Origin of the sequence: Billgrantia antri (genome assembly GCF_019430905.1) — a bacterium.
GTDB lineage: Bacteria > Pseudomonadota > Gammaproteobacteria > Pseudomonadales > Halomonadaceae > Halomonas > Halomonas antri.
The window spans coordinates 384,929-401,870 of sequence record NZ_JAHYCA010000002.1 but is presented as its reverse complement, the minus strand read 5'-3'; the positions used below and the strand labels follow the sequence as shown (position 1 = coordinate 401,870).

Below are 16,942 nucleotides of genomic sequence, written 5' to 3'. Positions count from 1 at the left end.
AGGATCTGGCTATTCAAGCTCGACCAGCCCATGTCGCATCGCGTAGCGAAACAGGCCCGCCAGGGAATTGGTATTGAGCTTGCGATAGATGTTGCTGCGGTGCGACTCGACCGTGCGCGTGCTGATGGCCAGTGCTTCGCCGATATCGCGGCTGCTCATTCCTTCGAACATCAGCTTCAGGATGTCGGTTTCGCGCTGGGTCAATCGCCCCTCCTTCTCCTCGAGCAGAACCCGCGAGACGCTGGAGCCGAAGTGGCTGCGTCCGCTCGCCACCTCGCGCAGGGCGAAGACCATCTCCTCCGCCGAGGCATCCTTGAGCACATAGCCGGCGGCACCGCAGGCCACCGCGCGCCGAATGTACTCCTCGTTGTCGTGCATGGTCAGCACCAGGACCCGAATACCGGGGCAGGTCTCCTGCAGAATCTTGCAGGCTTCCAGACCGGAAATGCCGGGCATGGTGATATCCGTAACCACCACGTCCGGTCGCAACTCCTGCGCCAGCGTCAGCAGCTCCTGCCCGGAACTCGCCACGCCTATCAGGTCAATTCCCGGCTGCGCCTCCAGCCGGTACCTCAGCCCTTCCAGCACCAGCGGATGGTCATCCGCCAAAAGTACGCGTATAGACCTTTCCATCGTTTCTCTCCCCACTCGTCATGCTGGAGGCTCGCTGAAACGGCACCTTGAGCCTGATGCGCACACCCTTGCCGGGTGCCGCCTCGATCGTGAGGCGCCCCCCCAGCAGGTCCACGCGATCCTGAATGTTGCGCAACCCCATGCCGCTACCGTCCTGTTCGCGGTGCGGGTCAGGACGCCAGGCAAAGCCTTCGCCATCATCGGCGATCTCCAGATACACCCAGCTGCGACGCCGCAGGACCTTCACCCTGACCTCGCGCACCTTACCGGCGTGTTTCTCGATGTTGTGCAGGCTCTCCTGGGTAATGCGATACAGCGCCGTCGCCAGCACCGGCTGACAATGCCGGCTGTCGATGTTCGACTCGAAGTGAATGCGGACGGGCTGGCGCTCCGCCAGCTCCGAGCAGAGGCTTTCGAGAGCCGCGACCAAGCCCAGGTCGTCGAGCACGCTCGGGCGCAGGTCGCAGGCCAGCCGGCGGAGGTCCTGGATGCCCGTCTCCAGGATACGGTCGGTCGCCGCCAGGGCGGCGGAGGCATCGAGGTGATCGCCCCGGTCCAGGGCATCGTCGATGCGCTCCAGCTTGAAGCGCGCCGACACCAGCAGTTGATTGATACCATCATGGAGTTCGCGGGAGATCCGCCGACGCTCCTTCTCCAGGAAGCCGAAGGTCTTCTGGGCCATCTTGACCAGTTTGCGATTGGCCACCCGGGCTTCGCTCAGGTTGACTGCAAGGCCTATCACGGCAATGACCAGCAGACAGGAAACGGTGAAGAACGCCATCAGCAGGATGGTCCTGCGCGCATTCTCCAGCATATGTTGTTCCATCTGGCCGACGACCTGCTCGATGTCATCCAGATAGAGGCCGGTGCCGACCATCCAGCCCCAGTCTTCCATTCCGATGGAGTAGCCCAGCTTGAGCACCGATTCACCGCCGGACGGCTTGTCCCAGCGGTATTCGGTATAACCCCCGCCCTCCCGGGCGCGCTGGACGAGACTCTGGATCAACAACTTGCCGTCCTCGTCGCGAAAGTCCCACAGGTTCTGGCCCACCAGGTGATCCAGCCGCGGATGGACGATGCTCAGGCCGTCGTAGTCATAGACGAAGAAGTAGCCATCGGAGCCATACTCCATCCGATGGAAAGCCTCCGCCACGCGGCGTTGCGCCACGTCTCGGGGCAAGGATGGGTCTTCATAGATATCACGGACCGCCGTATAGGCGAGCTCCATGTAGTTCTTGAGTTCCGCCTTCTTGGCTTCTAACAACCCCTCCTTGAGTATTTCCGACTGCACCCCACTCAATCGTGCACTCTGATGGATGGCGAATACCGTCACACCGGCGATGAGAACCAACAGAGGGAGCAAGGTAAGCAGTGTCAGCTTGGTTCTGAACGTGAACACTGGCGTATACCTGATTCATTATTATTGTGTGCCCGAAAGCCCCACCGAACTCGATACGAACGAGATTCGGCAGGGCCTGATTTCAAACTCGGGGTCAACTCTCGAGGCGACTTACCATCCTACCACCGCCGGCAACCACAGCACCACGTCGGGGAAGACGATGATCAATGCCAGTGCCAGGAGCTGAATCAGCACGAAGGGAACGGCGCCCTTGTAGATATCGCCCGTGGTGATCCCCGGCGGCGCCACGCCCTTCATGAACAGCAGCGACCAACCGAAGGGCGGCGTGAGAAACGACGTCTGCAGGTTCATAGCGATCAGGATGGCGACCCAGACCATGGACATGTCGCCCTGGCTTGCCAGGAAAGGCAGGAACAGCGGCACGGCGATATAGGAGATCTGGATCCACTCGAGGAAGAAGCCCAGGAAGAAGACCAGCAGCAGCATGAAGATCAATGTGCCGTACATGCCGCCCGGTACCCATTCGAACATCGCCTCGATCAGAAACTCGCCGTCCAGCCCGCGGAACGCCAGGGCGAAGACTTGGGAGGCGATCAGCACGAAGAAGATCATGCAGCTGATGCGCAGCGAGGTCTTGACGGTATCGGAGAGCACCGGCAGGGTCAGGCGGCCGGAGACGACGGTCAGCACCAGCGCCCCCACGGCCCCCACCGACGCCGCCTCCGTGGGTGCGGCTACTCCGCCGATGATCGAGCCCAGCACGGCGAAGATCAGCAGCAGCGGCGGCACCACGACCTTGACGAAGTCCTTGCCCAGCTCCTTCTTGCTGACGGCGGCGCGCTCCTCTTCGTCGATGGCCGGAACGTCGGCGGAAAAGAAGAAGGCCAGCACCAGCAGATAGGCCAGATACATGCCGGCCAGCAGCAGGCCGGGCACCAGGGCCGCGGCGAACAGGCTGCCCACGGAGAGGTTCATGATATCGGCCAGCACCAGCAGCACCAGACTGGGCGGAATGATCTGCCCCAGGGTGCCGGCGGCACAGATGGTGCCGCAGGCTACCGTCTTCTTGTAGCCGCGGCGCACCAGGGTGGGCAGAGCCATCAGGGTCAGCGTAACGATGGCCGCGCCGACGATGCCCGTTGCCGCGCCCAGCAGCACGCCCACGATGATCACCGCCAGGGCCATGCCGCCCGGCAGGCCGCCGCACAGGTGACCGATCACGTCGAGCATGCGCTCGGCGATCTTCGAGCGTTCCAGCATCACGCCCATGAACACGAACAGCGGTATGGCCAGCAGGGTGTAGTTGGAAACGACACCGTAGATCCGCGAGGGCAGCAGCTCGAACAGCCAGCCGTCGAAGCCGATGAAGCCGAACACGAAGCCGACGAAGGCCACCACGAAGCCCACCGGAATGCCGGTCATCACCAGCACGAAGAAGGCCACGATCATGGCCAGGGCGTAATATTCCAAGGGCATGGGTCAGGCCCTCCCAGCATAGTGTTGGACGAGGCGCCTGCCGTTCTCTAGCGCCTGGCGCACCGATTCGGTTGCCACGAAGACGAAGCCGACCACCACCAGGGCCTTGGGAATCCAGCGCCAGGGCAGGCCGGACGAATTGGGTGAGCCCTCGCCGCGGTGGAACGAGGTCTCGGCGAAGGGAAGGCTGTAATGGATGATGAGCAGTGCGCAGGGCAGCGCCACCAGGAGGGCAGTGATGAGGTTCAACCACATCATGCCGACCGGGCTGAAGCGGCTCGACAGGATGTCCACACGCACGTGATCGTCGAACTTCATGGCGTAGGCAATGCCCATCATCGCCATGACGGACAGTAGGTACCACTCCAGCTCCTGGGCCCACACCGCACCCAGGCCGAAGGCATAACGACTCAGCATGTTGCCGAAGATCAGTGCGATCATGATGACCATGGCTGTGCAGCCGATGAAGCCGGCCAGGCCGGTGATGCGCTCGAGCAGGCGCTCGAGTGACGTACAGAAACGCAGCATGCAATCTCCCTCCCCCGGGCTGGCCCCCGGTGGACGTATGAAGCGAGGTAGAGGTCGCCTTTGAAAGGCAGGTCCGGGAAAGCCCCTCGGCTACGGGACCGGAGCCGAGGGTCGGGCCGGGTCAGATCATGCCCTGGCCGTAGCGGCTGATCGTGTTGGCGAAGACGCCCTCGCTGTTGGCCTGCCAGCCGTCATGCTTCTTCTTGAACGCCCAGAAGCTGTCGTTGATCTTCTTGACCAGCGGGTCCTTGTCGGCCTCGGTCGCCAGAATGTCGCGGGTGGCCTCGAACAGGGCCCGGATGACGTCGTCGGGAAGCGTCTCGAACGCCACGCCGTGGTTATTGACCAGGTCGTCCAGGGCCTCGCCGTTCTGCGCTTCGATCCAGGTGTGGGAGGTGATGTTGCAGGCTGCGGCCGCATTGTGCAGCACGGCCTGGAGGTCGCTGGGCAAGGAGTCGTAGGCGTCCTTGTTGACGATCACCTCGGTGGTGGTGGAGGGTTCGTGCCAGCCCGAGGAGTAGTAGTGCTTGGCCGCGTTGTGCAGCCCCAGCGCGCGGTCGAGATAGGGCCCCACCCACTCCGCCGCATCGATGGCGCCACGTTCCAGGGCCGAGAATATCTCGCCGCCGGGCAACAGGCGGGCATTGGCACCGATGGCGTTATAGACGTCGCCGGCGAGCCCCGGCATGCGGATGTTCAGGCCACGGAAGTCCTCCACGCTGGTGACCGGCTCGCGGAACCATCCCACCGGCTGCGCCCCGGTACAGCCCACGGCCAGCGGAATCAGGTTGTAGGGCTCGTAGGTTTCCTTCCACAGCTCGTAGCCGCCGCCATGCGCCAGCCAGGCATTGAAGCCCTGGAAAGTCATGCCGAACGGCACGGTGGTGAAGTACTGGGCGGCAAACGACTCCCCGGCCCAGTAGTAGGAGCAGGCATGGTTGAGTTGTACCTGCTGACCCCGCGAAACGGCATCGAAGCCATCGAAGGCGGGGATCAGTTCACCGGCACCGTAGACGCGAATTCGGATGCGGCCACCCGACATGTCCTCGACTCGCTTGGCAAAGTCCGTGGCGGACCCCGGCCCCGACTGGAAGAAAGGAAAGCCCGAAGGCCAACTGGTGGTCATGCGCCAGTTGAAAGTCTCCTGGGCCTTGACGATGCTTGGTGCCATCACGGTACCCACCGCGGCGGCACTGCCGTACTTGAGGAAATTACGCCTGTTGACGCTCATGAAATACGTTCTCCCGGCGGGCTCGATGACTCTTCAAGAAGCGGTCGATCCACGCCCTTGTTTATTTTAATGAGTGAATCTTGAGCTGGTCAGCGAACTGACCCGGGGAGAATAAAACAGAGGGAAGTAAAATAAATCCGGAGGGTTGCGTAAATTTTTCTGCAGCAATCCCTTAGTTATTCATACGCTTAATTCCTCCGTAGAACTACGTAAAACCGCCCGGGATATTAGCCAGAAGTATATACTTGGAAATATATTTCACTAAATCCGTCAAAAAAGCAATGGCGATACGGAGCCGCAAGACATCATCATGAACTCAAGCAGCGCGCCTCGACAGAAGCAACACGGGAAGGGCCGTTCGCTGAGGCCTCGCTTCGGGTCGACGGCTAGCAACACCCCCATGCGAGGCGTCGAGCCGGTTTTTTCTAGCGAAGCGTTAAAACTTAGTCCACGCCTTCGGGTCAAAGCATTTGTCGGCCGGCGAGAAAGCTGCCACCCTCAAGTGACAGGCACGCCTCTCGTAGGGACAGTGAGGTCCCGAGGGTCGCCCCATTCACCCGCAGGAGGACATGCGCATGGGTATCATCGAAATGCTGACCGTGAGCGTGGCCGCAGTGGCGCTATTGGCTCTGGCCTATGCTGCGAGCGAGAAACAGAGGCACCCCGTTCGCAAGGAAGTGCGTATCGAGGAGCATGAGCGCGATCCTTATCGGAATCGCACACGGCACGACTGAGCGTCAACGCACTGATATCGCAGCCCCCGGCACCTCCGGTGTCGGGGGCTTTTCCATGCCGGGGCCACGCCGCAGCAGTTGCTGCACCTGCCACTTCGCCTCGGCGGGCAGCGTCTCGAGAAAGTGCACCTCGCCGTTCTGCAGTACCGCCTGCGGCACCCCATCGCGATAGAGCAGGCGATTGCCCGAGACGGCAGGCAACCGCTGACCGGGCGTAAGGATCCCCACCAGGTTGAGCGGATCGGCGGCCGCCACCACCACGCGGGTGCCGTCCGGCTCGCGGCGCCGCATGGCCTTGAGCCCCCCTACCGCCCCGGCCAGGGCGAACTGCTCGCCGGCAAACTGCTGCACGAAGCGCCCGCCGCGAATCTCGCCGCGCGCCTCCAGGCGGCGGTAGACGTAGAGCAGCTCGCGCCACGGCGGCAAAGCTGGTTCGCGCTCGATCACGCGGCGGAACACCACCCCATAGCGCTCCAGCAACACCCAGGCGATATGCTCAAGGCTCTCCATGTCGGTAGTGATACGACGCCTCTCGATTGGCGATTCACGCTCGGGAGCGGGTAGCCACGACCAGCGCCCGGCAGCGTCCACTCCCGGGGCATGCCGCCTGCGCCTGCGCCCGCTCGCGGCAATGGGCGGTCGCTTGCTGGCTGGGGCGATCAGCGCCCGCAGGCCGGTGAAGCTGTCGGAGGTGATCAGGCCCCACGAGGCCAGCTCGCCCAACGCCTCTTCGATCTGGGTACGCAGCATACGCGTGGGGCCCATGAGATCGGCGAAGAACATCGCCCCGCCGCCCTGCAACGCCTCCAGCACCCGGCGCGCCCCGCCGGAGAGCGGCAGCTCGCCGACATCGGGTGCCGGCGCCGCCTGACGCCAGTCGTGCAACGCCTGGCGCTCGATGAGCGCGATGGGAGTATTGCGCAGCGGGCCCGGGCGCTGGCGCTCGTCGCCCTCGGCGATTCTGGGTGGCAGCAGGCGCAGCCAGATGAAGCGCCCGCTGGCGAGCAGCTGGTCGAGCATGTGCGGCGAGAAATCAGCCACCCGCGCCGGCAGCACGTCGCTCTCCCAGGCGCCCGCAGCCACGGGAAAGCCCTCCAGCCGCTCCACCGCCGCGGCCAGCGCCTCCGGGCCTTCCGGCCGCTCGCTCAGGCCGTGCCAGTCGAGCAGGAAGCGCAGGTAGTGCTGGATGCTCACCGGCTCGATCTCGGCGCGCCGGCGGTCGATGGCGTAGCGATGCATGCGCGCCAGCAGGCGCCGCTCGCACCAGGCCACCTGGCTGCCGCCGAGGAAAGCCCCTTGCAGCACGAAGCCCTCGACCTCCAGGCGCGCCATCGCCGCCATGCAGCGCTCCAGCGATATACCGAAAGGCGCGGCCAGACTAGCCGCCGTGACCGGCCCCAGCGTCTCGAGCCGTGAGCGCAGCAGCTCGGTCAGCGCCTCGTCTGGGGTTTCCGGCCCCTCGCCCGCCGCCTCGATGGGCGGCTCGATGCCTGCCCCGGGGTGGAGCGCCAGCAGCTCGCCAAGGCGCTCCGCTGCCGTGCACAGCGGCTCGCCGTCGGGTGGCACGACGACCGCGGCACGCCTGTCCCGGGCGAGAGCATCGAACCAGGGCCGCCACTCTTCTTCGGCCTCGTGCATGGCGATGAAGCCGCTCACGACCAGCGCGTCGGGCAGCTCGTCGGCATCGCGCGGCGCAGGCCATGCCTCTTCGCGCACCCGGGCGACCACCTCGGGAGCATGGCGTGCCGAAGCGGCGGCCTCGGCCACGTCGAGCGCGCCGCCGGTGCGCACGCTGAGGGTGCGCCGCTCCTCCTGGGCACCGTCGTCGAGGAAGGCGTAGGGGCGCGCGTTGACCACCTCCTCGGAGAGCGGCGAAGGTACCGCCAGGTCGCACCCGCTGACGGCGATCTCGCCGGCTTCCAGGTGCAGCAGCAGGCACTCCAGGCTATCGATGTCCATGGCCTCGGTCAGACAGTCGTGCAGGGTCTGGTCCACCAGAGGGTGATCGGGCAGCTCGCGCGCGCCGGCCAAGTTCTCGGCGCAGGCGAGCTGGTCGGGAAAGACCACCGAGAGCAGATCCTCTGAGTCCTGGCGCTGCAGCTGCGGCGGGCGCCGCCTGCCGTTGCGGGTACGCGGCACGGCGAGTCCCACCGAGGCGTTCCAGCGCCAGCGCAGGCCGAACATCGGCGCGTCGAGCAGCGCCTGAATCAGCACCTCGCGCACCGTCTTGCTGCTGAGATAGCTCCACACCTCGTCGAGGGGGAAGCTGTGGGTGGGCCCCAGCGACAGCACGATGCTGTCCTCCAGCGCCGCTGCCTGCAGCTCGAAATTGAACTTGCGGCAGAAGCGCTTGCGCAGCGCCAATCCCCAGGCGCGGTTGAGCTTGGAGCCGAACGGCGAGTGCAGCACCAGGTGCATGTCGCCGGCCTCGTCGAAGAAGCGCTCCAGCACCAGATGGTGCTGGCTGGGAATCACGCCCAGCGCCGCACGCGCCACGGCGAGGTAGCGCACCAACTGCTAGGCCGCAGCCGGCGTGAGGCCGTACTCGGCTTCCAGCCACGCTTGGGCATCGCTCTCGTCGCCAGCGGCCAGCTGTCGGTCGACACCCTCGCGCAGCCGCGAGACCGCCTGCGAGAGCTCTGCCGTGCGCGCCGGCGCCTCGCCGAACCAGAACGGAATGCTCGGCGGCGCCCCGCGGGCATCCTCGACGTAGAGCTTGCCGGTGGCGAGCTTGAGGATGCGATAGGCCTGGTTACCGAGCTGGAAGATGTCGCCCGGCATGCTCTCGAAGGCGAAATCCTCGTTGACGGTGCCGACGCGGAGCTCCTCGGGCTGCAGGATCACGTCGTAGTCGAAGTGGTCGGGAATCGCCCCGCCGTTGGTCAGCGCCACCAGCCGCGCATTGCGCCGCGGGCGCAGGCGGCCGTTGACCCGGTCGCGATGCAGGTAGGCGCCACGACGCCCGCGGCGTGTGGTGTAGCCGTCGGCGAGCATCTGCACCACCGCATCGAAGCGCTCCGCGCTCAGCTCTCGATAGGGCCAGGCCGCTCGTATCCGTTGGAACAGCTCTGCCTCGTCGCTCTCGCCCGCCCCGGCGACCTCGGCGACGACCTGCTGGGCCAGCACGTCGAGGGGTCCCTCGGGGATGTGCAGGCGATCCAGCTCGCCGGCCTGCACCGCCCCCATCAGCGCGGCGCACTCGACCAGATCGTCGCGGGTCAGCGGGAACAGCCGCCCCTTGGGGGTACGCCCCACGCCATGACCGGAGCGCCCCACGCGCTGCAGGAAGGCCGACATCGAGCGCGGCGAGCCGAGCTGGCAGACCAGGTCCACCTCGCCGATGTCGATGCCGAGCTCCAGCGAAGCGGTGGCCACCAGCGCGCGCAGCTCGCCCTGCTTCAGGCGCTGCTCGGCGTCCAGGCGGTGCTCGCGGGCCAGGCTGCCGTGATGCGAGGTCACCCACTCTTCACCGAGGCGGTCGGCCAGGTGGCGCGCCACCCGCTCGCAGACCCGTCGGGTATTGGCGAAGATCAGCGTGGTGCGGTGCTGGCGTACCAGCGCCGCCAGGCGATCGTAGATCTCCTCCCACACCTCGTTGGCCATGATGGCGGTGAGCGGCGAGCCGGAGACTTCGATGGCCAGGTCGCGCTCACGCACGTGGCCGGTGTCGACGATGGTGCACTCGCTGCCGCCGGTGAGGAACGCCGCCACCGCCTCGACCGGCTTCTGCGTCGCTGAGAGCCCGATGCGCTGCGGCGGGCGCTCCGTCAATCCGGCCAGGCGCTCCAGCGACAGCGCCAGGTGCGAGCCACGCTTGGTGCCGGCCACCGCATGGATCTCGTCGACGATCACCGTCCGCACGGTCGACAGCATCCGCCGCCCCGAATCGGACGTCAGCAGCACGTAGAGCGATTCCGGCGTGGTGACCACGATGTGCGGCGGGCGCTTGCGCATGCGCTCACGCTCCGACGAGGTGGTATCGCCGGTGCGCACCCAGGCGCGAATCTCCGGTGCTTTTTGCCCATTCACCGTCAGCGCCTCGCCGATGCCGGCGATGGGCAATTGCAGGTTGCGCTGGATGTCGTTGGAGAGCGCTCGCAGCGGTGAGACGTAGAGCACCACCGTCTCGTCAGGCAGCTCGCTGTCGAGCCCACGCTGCACCAGGCCATCGATAGCGGCGAGAAAGGCCGCCAGGGTCTTGCCCGAGCCGGTGGGCGCGGCGATCAGCACATGGCCGCCCACGCCGATGGCCGGCCAGGCGCGCGTCTGCACCTCGGTGGGCGCACCGAGGTCGCGTGCAAACCAGTCGCTGACGGCGGAATGAAAGGCATCGAGCGGCATGGGCGCTCCGGAAATCGCTTTTCTACAACGTAATCGAGTACAGGGAGATACGCGATGTTCCCGAGGCGAACGCCTGTTACCGTGACGAGAGCGTGGTGTCGAGCTCACCCTCGAGCCATTCGGTGAGTCGAGCGCTGCAGCGTCGATTGTCTTCAGGGGAAAGCCACAGGCACAGCCGTGCGGGCGTCTCGACGAAGCCCCAGGGCGCGATCAGCCGTCCCTGACGCAGCTCGTCCTCAACCAACAGCCGGGGCGCTATCGCCACCCCCAATCCGGCCACTGCCGCCTCGATCAGATAATAGAGATGATCGAAGCCCTGCCCTGCGGCCAGCGCCCGGTCGAGACGCGCCGCATCGAGGCCGTGCGCACGCGCCCAGTGTGGCCAGGCCTGTGGCCGCGAAGCGGTATGCAGCAGCTTGGCGTCAAACAGCGTCGCTGGCCGCTGCGGATCGAGCCGAGCGGCCAGCTGCGGGCTCACCACCGCGCCGATGTGTTCCGCGGCCAACTCGACCACCTCCAGGTCGGCCGGCCATGGCGGTTCCGCAAACGTCAGCGTTGCGCTTACCTCGTCCCTTCCCGGGGTAGCTTCGCTCGCGCTGGCGACGACATGCAGCTTGAGTTCCGGCAGCGCACGATACAGGTGATCGAGCCGCGGAATGAGCCAGCGTGCCAAAAGGCTACCCGGACAGGCCAGGATGAACGGCGCCGACTCGACTTCACGTTTCAACTGCGCGCAGCTATCTCGCAGGCGCAGGAACGCCTCGCCAACGCCGTGCTGCAGCCGCTCCCCGTGACTGGTGAGCTGCAGGCCGCGCCCCGCCTTGGTGAACAGCGCCACGCCGAAGTGCTCTTCCAGGCTGCGCAACTGTCGGCTGACCGCGCCGTGAGTCACGCTGAGTTCGTTCGCCGCAGCCGTGACGCTACCCAACCGCGCGGTGGCCTCGAAAGCGCGCAGGGCGCTGAGGGAAGGCATGGTGTTAAGCATCGATCTGTGACCCTGGCTCACATATAGCGGCGATCTTATCGATTTTTCGCCCCGCCTGTCTGCGCTAGCTTCGTCGAAAGCTCCCTGAACCTTCGAGGCACCTCATGACCGACCTTTCGATGCAGCCCGATACCCATGGCATGTTCGGCCGTTTCGGCGGCCGCTTCGTCCCCGAGACGTTGATGCCGCTGATTAGCGAGCTTCAGGCCGAATACGATACGGCCCGGCAGGACAGCGAATTCCAGCGCCAGCTCGCCTACTTCCAGCGCGATTACGTTGGCCGGCCCAGCCCGCTCTACCTTGCCGAGCGTCTTACCGAGCACCTTGGCGGCGCCCGGATCTATCTCAAGCGCGAAGAGCTCAACCATACTGGAGCTCACAAGATCAACAACTGCATCGGCCAGATCCTGCTCGCCAAGCGGATGGGCAAGACCCGCATCATCGCCGAAACGGGTGCCGGCATGCATGGCGTCGCCACTGCCACCGTGGCGGCACGCTTCGGCATGCCCTGTGTCGTCTACATGGGCGCGGCCGATATCAAACGCCAGCAGCCCAACGTGTTTCGCATGAAACTGCTCGGCGCCGAAGTCATTCCGGTCACGACGGGTACCGGTACGCTCAAGGATGCGATGAACGAGGCACTGCGCGACTGGGTGACCAACGTCGATGACACCTTCTACATCATAGGCACCGTGGCCGGACCCCACCCCTACCCCGCCATGGTGCGTGACTTCCAGGCGGTGATCGGGCGTGAGTCCCGCGCCCAGATCCTCGAGAGGGAAGGACGCCTACCCGACTCTCTCGTCGCCTGCATCGGTGGCGGCTCCAACGCCATGGGGCTGTTCCATCCCTTCCTCGCCGATGAGTCGGTCGCGATGATCGGCGTCGAGGCCGGCGGCAGGGGCATCGACACCGGCATGCACGCGGCGAGCCTCACCGGCGGCGAGCCCGGCGTACTGCATGGCAATCGCACCTACCTGTTGCAGGACGAGGATGGCCAGATCGCCGATGCTCACTCGATATCCGCCGGGCTCGATTATCCCGGCATCGGCCCCGAGCATGCCTGGCTGCATGAGCAAGGGCGCGTCGAGTACGTCTCGATCACCGACGACGAGGCGCTCGCGGCATTCCAGCTCTGCTGTCGTCAGGAGGGAATCATCCCGGCGCTCGAATCGGCCCACGCCCTGGCCGAGGTCGCCAAGCGCGCGCCGTCGCTGCCCCGCGATCACCTCCTGGTGGTCAACCTGAGCGGACGCGGCGACAAGGACATGATGAGCGTCGCCCAACACCTGGGAGAGAACGTCCAATGAACGCCGCCAAGGAGAACCCCGTGAACGCCGCCACTCGCCTCGATGAATGCTTTGCCGCGCTCAAGGCGGAAAAAAGGCCGGCCCTGGTAACCTACGTCACTGCCGGCGTCCCTGACTTCGAGACCTCGCTGGAGATCCTCCAGGGGCTGCCCGCGGCAGGTGCCGACGTGATCGAGATCGGCATGCCGTTCAGCGATCCCATGGCCGACGGCCCCACGATCCAGAAGGCAGCGCTACGCGCCCTGGAGGGCGGGCAAACGATGGCCCGGACGCTCGAGTTGGTGCACGCCTTCCGCCAACGGGATTCGCAAACGCCGCTGGTGCTGATGGGCTATTACAACCCCATACACCGCTACGGCGTGGAGCGCTACCTCGAGGATGCTGCCCGCGCCGGTGTCGACGGCCTGATCGTGGTCGACCTGCCGCCCGAGCATGACGACGAGCTATGCCTGCCGGCCAAGCGACATGGTGTCGACTTCATCCGCCTCGCCACGCCGACCACCGATGTCAAGCGGCTACCACGGGTGCTGGAGAATGCCTCAGGCTTTCTGTATTGCGTTTCGATGAACGGTGTCACGGGGGGACACGAACCCGTACTACACGACATCGAGCGCATGGTGGGTCAACTGCGCGAGCACAGCCATCTGCCGATTGCCGTCGGTTTCGGTATTCGCTCTGCGGCACAGGCGCAAGCGATCGGCCGATTCAGCGATGCCGTGGTGGTCGGCTCGGCCCTGGTGGAGGCCATCGAAAGCGCTGAGACTCGACATGGCGCCATCGAGGCCGTTCATGACCTGGTGCGTGAGCTGGCCGCAGGCGTGCGCCGGGCTGCCAACGGCTAGCCGAGACCGGGAACCTAAGCGACGTGGCGCGGCTCCGCAGCCAGCTTGGCCGCCATGCCGGCCAGCACGCCGCCCATGACGTAGCGCTGCACGGCCAGCCAGGCCGGGTGTTGCCGGAACCAGCCGGCAATGCCCGCCGCCGACAGGGCGATGGCCAGGTTGACCGTGAAGCTCACCCCGATCTGGGTAAAGCCCAGCACCAGGCTCTGGAGAAAGACGGGGCCATGCTCGGGCGAGACGAACTGCGGGAAGATCGCCAAGTAGAACACGGCGATCTTGGGGTTGAGCAAGTTGGTCAGAAAGCCCATCAGGAACAGCTTGCGAGGCCGATCCACGGGAAGCGTGCGCGCCTCGAAGGGCGAGCGTGCCCCCGGCCTGACGGCCTGCCAGGCCAGGAAGAGCAGGTACAAGGCGCCGAGCCACTTGAGTATTTCGTAGGCCAGCGGGATGGCCAGGAACAGCGCAGTCAGGCCGACGGCCGCCGCCAGCATATGCACCAGGAAGCCGGCCAGCACACCGCACAGCGAGATCATGCCCGCGGTTCGTCCCTGACAGATCGAGCGCGAGATCAGGTAGATCATGTTCGGCCCCGGCGTCAGCACCACGACCAGGGCGGCCATGGCGAAAAGCAGCAGATCGGCCAATGGCACCATGGTTTTCTCCTCGTCAGATCATCGCTACCTGCTAATGCTCAGCATGCCCAGCCCGCACACTGGCCGGCAAGCAAAATTGCGGCCTGCGAACCTCAGGCGTTCACGACGTCGTTTTTCCCGTTCGGCTCCTGTGCAAAAGCCCCTTTCAACCAGGCCGCGACTCGCTTCAGCTCGGCATGCCCGGCCTGCTCGCGACTCATCAGCAGGTGATAGCGCAGCCCCGGCAGCCTCGGGCCGAAGGGCACGTGCAGCACGCCGCGCTCGAATTCCGCCCGCACCAGTGTCTGACTGAGCAATGCTACTCCCTGCCCGGCGATGGCGGCCTGCACTGCATGGCTCTCGTCCGAGAAACTCAGGCTGGGTCCCAGGTCGGTGAGCGCACAGCCGGCTGCCTGGCACCAATGGGCCCACGACGGCAGCCCCAGCGTCGGGCAGTACCAGTCAAAGACGATATGGCGCACCGCCTTGAGATCCTCGACTCGCGCCAAGCCAAGGCTGGGACTGGCAACCAGGACGAAGTCGTCATGCGCCAGCTCCACCGCCTCGTGTTCCGGGTAGGGTCCCATGCCGTAGCGAATCGCCAGCGATAACCCTCTCTCCAGGTCCAGCGGGGCTTCGCTGGCGTGGATGCGCAGGTCGATACCGGGATGACGGGCATGGAAATCCGCCAACCGGGGCAGCAGCCACTGGCTGGCGAAGGCCGGCGTACAGGAGAGCGTCACGCTTTCGGATGACGAACGCTCACGCAACGCATCGAGCGTTTCGGCAAAGGCATCGAAGCCTTGACGAAGCACAGGATAGAGAACTTCCGCCGCCGCCGTGGCCACCACCTGACGGGTACGCCTCTCGAACAGCGTCACCCCCAGCAACGCCTCCAGTTCGCGCACCTGATGACTGATTGCCGCCGGCGTCACCGCCAGCTCCTCGGCGGCACGCTTGAAGCTGCGGTGTCTGGCAGCCGCCTCGAAGGCGCGCAGTTGGGAAAGCGGTAGCCGTCGGCGATTCATGGCTTCTCCATGAGTTAGTTCAGCTTGTCTGTCTGGCGAATATTGCTCGTTTGTCAGCCCTTGCCAAGGGGCCGATGCTACGAAGCGTCCAATCATGCATGAACTGTTCTTGAGGATACTTCCATGGCTACCCTGCTGCATATCGATGCTAGTGCCCGCCCCGGCCGCTCCGGTATCGATCCCCACGGCTCCCACTCCCGTCGCCTCAGCGCACATTTCATCGAGCAATGGCAAAAGACCCGACCCGACGATCGCATCCTCTATCGCGACGTGGGTCAGTATCCGCCACGCCCCGTAACCGGCGAGTGGGTTCACGCCGCCTTCACCAAACCGGAGGCGCGCGAGCCCTGGATGCATGAGGCGCTGGCCGAGAGCGATGCCCTGGTCGACGAGCTACTGGAGGCGGACCTGATCGTTGCCGGCGTGCCGATGTACAACTTCGGCGTCCCGGCCGGCTTCAAGGCGTATATCGACAACATCGTGAGGGTCGGGCGTACCTTCGGCTTCGACCGCTCGCGCCAGGGGCTACCCTACTGGCCGATGCTTAGCGAGATGCACAAGCGGCTTGTGGTGCTGAGCTCCCGCGGCGACTACGGCTACGAACCGGGCGAGCGCATGGCCCAGGCCAACCACGTCGAGCCGCACATTCGCACCGTGTTCGGCTACCTGGGCATCGACGACGTGCATGGCATCGCCGCGGAGTATGACGAGTTCGGCGACGAGCGCCTGCAAGCCTCGCTGGCCCAGGCCGAGCAGCACATCGAGGCGCTGGTAGCTGAGCTAAAGGAAAAGCTGGATTCGACGAATCGGATGCCTGACCCCACGTATTGAACCCACGTGCCGGCGGCAAGCCGGCACACAATCCAGGATCGTCTAGGCGTTTAGATATTGGTGCCCGTCTCAGCGGTCTGGCTTGGGTCCCCTGGTATGCCGTTCCCAGGGCGGCACAGGCTCCCATTGCTCGACGAGGAAATCGATAAAGGCGCGCACCCTCGGCGGCACAAGGCGACGCTGCGGCATGACTGCATGGATGCCCGTCTCGGGCAGCGTGTAGTCCGAGAGAATCCACTGCAATCGGCCGGCTCGCAGGTCATCGCATACATGCCAGGTGGAGTGCTGCACGATGCCCAGCCCCGCTACCGCCGCGTCGCGCAGGAGCTCGCCCTGACTGCTGCGGATGCGTCCATCCACTTTGACAGCGAACCGCTCGCCGTTGCTATCCCCAAGGCGCCAGGTGTCGGCCTCCTCTTCCCCACCGGTCAATACCAGACACTCGTGCCGGGACAGCTCCTCGGGGGTGCGTGGAGTGCCGTAGCGCTCGAGATAGGCGGGAGAGGCACACAACACACGGCGATTCGTGGCCAGCCGGCGTGCCACCAAACTGGAATCCGCTAGCGAGCCGATACGAATGGCCAGGTCGAACCCCGACCCCACGATGGCCCGGCGCTGGTCGGTCAGATCGAGATCGAGGCGCAACCGGGGATACCGGCTCAGAAATCGGGCTAGCAGCGGGGAAACATACAGGCGGCCAAACGTAGGCGGCATGGTCAGGCGAAGCGTGCCCGTGACCTCACGCGTCGACTGGTGCAACCCGCTCATCAGCGCCTCGAGATCCTCCACCGCCTCTCGCCCCTGTTCGGCCAGGCTCCTGCCCTCCGGCGTCGGTCGTAGTTGCCGTGTGGTGCGCTGCAGGAGTCGTACGCCCAACTCCCGCTCGAGACGCTTCAAGCGCTGGCTGGCAACGGCCGCGGAGAGATCCAGGCTGCGCGCCGCTTCGCTGATCGACCCCAGGTCGAGAATACGCAGGAACAGCGAGAGGTCGTCGACTCGACTCATCTTCAA

15 protein-coding genes are annotated in these 16,942 nt (G+C 65.3%); 4 read left to right on the top strand and 11 right to left on the bottom strand.

Translation table 11 applies throughout. The features are described 5' to 3' along the window. Positions 1-9: 9 nt before the first annotated feature. From KPL81_RS06270 to KPL81_RS06250, 5 genes are all read right to left on the bottom strand, one after another. Positions 10-633: a response regulator transcription factor gene (locus tag KPL81_RS06270; RefSeq protein ID WP_240549080.1), complete on the bottom strand. Its 624-nt coding sequence runs from the start codon at positions 631-633 to the stop codon at positions 10-12. Continuing rightward, complete coding sequence (locus tag KPL81_RS06265) at positions 599-2,032, bottom strand: cache domain-containing protein (RefSeq protein WP_219791115.1); 1,434 nt, start codon at positions 2,030-2,032, stop codon at positions 599-601. Before KPL81_RS06265 ends, KPL81_RS06270 begins: the two co-directional genes overlap by 35 nt. 111 nt (positions 2,033-2,143) lie before the next feature. Beyond that, entirely contained in the window at positions 2,144-3,469 is a 1,326-nt protein-coding gene (locus tag KPL81_RS06260) for a TRAP transporter large permease (RefSeq protein ID WP_219791114.1), read from the bottom strand. Positions 3,470-3,472: 3 nt separating this feature from the next. Then, positions 3,473-3,997: a TRAP transporter small permease subunit gene (locus KPL81_RS06255; protein WP_209476437.1), complete on the bottom strand. Its 525-nt coding sequence runs from the start codon at positions 3,995-3,997 to the stop codon at positions 3,473-3,475. A gap of 121 nt (positions 3,998-4,118) precedes the next feature. Then, the gene (locus tag KPL81_RS06250) at positions 4,119-5,228 is read right to left on the bottom strand and encodes a TRAP transporter substrate-binding protein (RefSeq protein WP_219791113.1); all 1,110 of its coding nucleotides are present in this window, start codon (positions 5,226-5,228) and stop codon (positions 4,119-4,121) included. 575 nt (positions 5,229-5,803) lie between these two features. Here KPL81_RS06250 and KPL81_RS06245 point away from each other — a divergent pair. Then, a complete protein-coding gene (locus KPL81_RS06245; protein WP_209476434.1) occupies positions 5,804-5,962 on the top strand; it encodes a hypothetical protein in 159 nt (52 codons plus the stop codon). 3 nt (positions 5,963-5,965) lie between these two features. Here KPL81_RS06245 and KPL81_RS06240 read toward each other — a convergent pair whose 3' ends face one another. The 3 genes from KPL81_RS06240 to KPL81_RS06230 all read right to left on the bottom strand — a co-directional run bounded on the left by KPL81_RS06240 (position 5,966) and on the right by KPL81_RS06230 (position 11,288). Continuing rightward, on the bottom strand, positions 5,966-8,473 hold the full coding sequence (locus tag KPL81_RS06240; RefSeq protein ID WP_219791112.1) for a DNA glycosylase AlkZ-like family protein: 2,508 nt from the start codon (positions 8,471-8,473) through the stop codon (positions 5,966-5,968). A gap of 6 nt (positions 8,474-8,479) precedes the next feature. Next, a complete protein-coding gene (locus KPL81_RS06235) occupies positions 8,480-10,303 on the bottom strand; it encodes a DEAD/DEAH box helicase (RefSeq protein ID WP_219791111.1) in 1,824 nt (607 codons plus the stop codon). 76 nt (positions 10,304-10,379) lie between these two features. Further along, the gene (locus KPL81_RS06230; RefSeq protein ID WP_219791110.1) at positions 10,380-11,288 is read right to left on the bottom strand and encodes a LysR family transcriptional regulator; all 909 of its coding nucleotides are present in this window, start codon (positions 11,286-11,288) and stop codon (positions 10,380-10,382) included. A gap of 104 nt (positions 11,289-11,392) precedes the next feature. Here KPL81_RS06230 and trpB point away from each other — a divergent pair, with 104 nt between their 5' ends. Both trpB and trpA read left to right on the top strand, forming a co-directional pair. Next, entirely contained in the window at positions 11,393-12,598 is a 1,206-nt protein-coding gene (gene trpB / locus KPL81_RS06225; RefSeq protein ID WP_219791109.1) for a tryptophan synthase subunit beta, read from the top strand. After that, on the top strand, positions 12,595-13,440 hold the full coding sequence (gene trpA / locus KPL81_RS06220; protein WP_219791108.1) for a tryptophan synthase subunit alpha: 846 nt from the start codon (positions 12,595-12,597) through the stop codon (positions 13,438-13,440). Before trpB ends, trpA begins: the two co-directional genes overlap by 4 nt. A 14-nt stretch (positions 13,441-13,454) precedes the next feature. Here trpA and KPL81_RS06215 read toward each other — a convergent pair whose 3' ends face one another. Together KPL81_RS06215 and KPL81_RS06210 are read right to left on the bottom strand one after the other, a co-directional pair. Next, positions 13,455-14,093: a LysE family translocator gene (locus KPL81_RS06215; RefSeq protein WP_219791107.1), complete on the bottom strand. Its 639-nt coding sequence runs from the start codon at positions 14,091-14,093 to the stop codon at positions 13,455-13,457. Between the two features lie 92 nt (positions 14,094-14,185). Beyond that, positions 14,186-15,100 (bottom strand): LysR substrate-binding domain-containing protein, encoded by a 915-nt coding sequence (locus KPL81_RS06210; RefSeq protein WP_219791106.1) that lies wholly within the window; start codon positions 15,098-15,100, stop codon positions 14,186-14,188. 123 nt (positions 15,101-15,223) lie between these two features. On the opposite strand from KPL81_RS06210, the gene KPL81_RS06205 reads away from it, so the two are divergent. After that, a complete protein-coding gene (locus tag KPL81_RS06205) occupies positions 15,224-15,931 on the top strand; it encodes an FMN-dependent NADH-azoreductase (protein WP_219791105.1) in 708 nt (235 codons plus the stop codon). Between the two features lie 69 nt (positions 15,932-16,000). On the opposite strand, the gene KPL81_RS06200 is transcribed toward KPL81_RS06205, so the two are convergent. After that, the gene (locus tag KPL81_RS06200) at positions 16,001-16,936 is read right to left on the bottom strand and encodes a LysR family transcriptional regulator (protein ID WP_209476421.1); all 936 of its coding nucleotides are present in this window, start codon (positions 16,934-16,936) and stop codon (positions 16,001-16,003) included. Positions 16,937-16,942 lie beyond the last annotated feature (6 nt).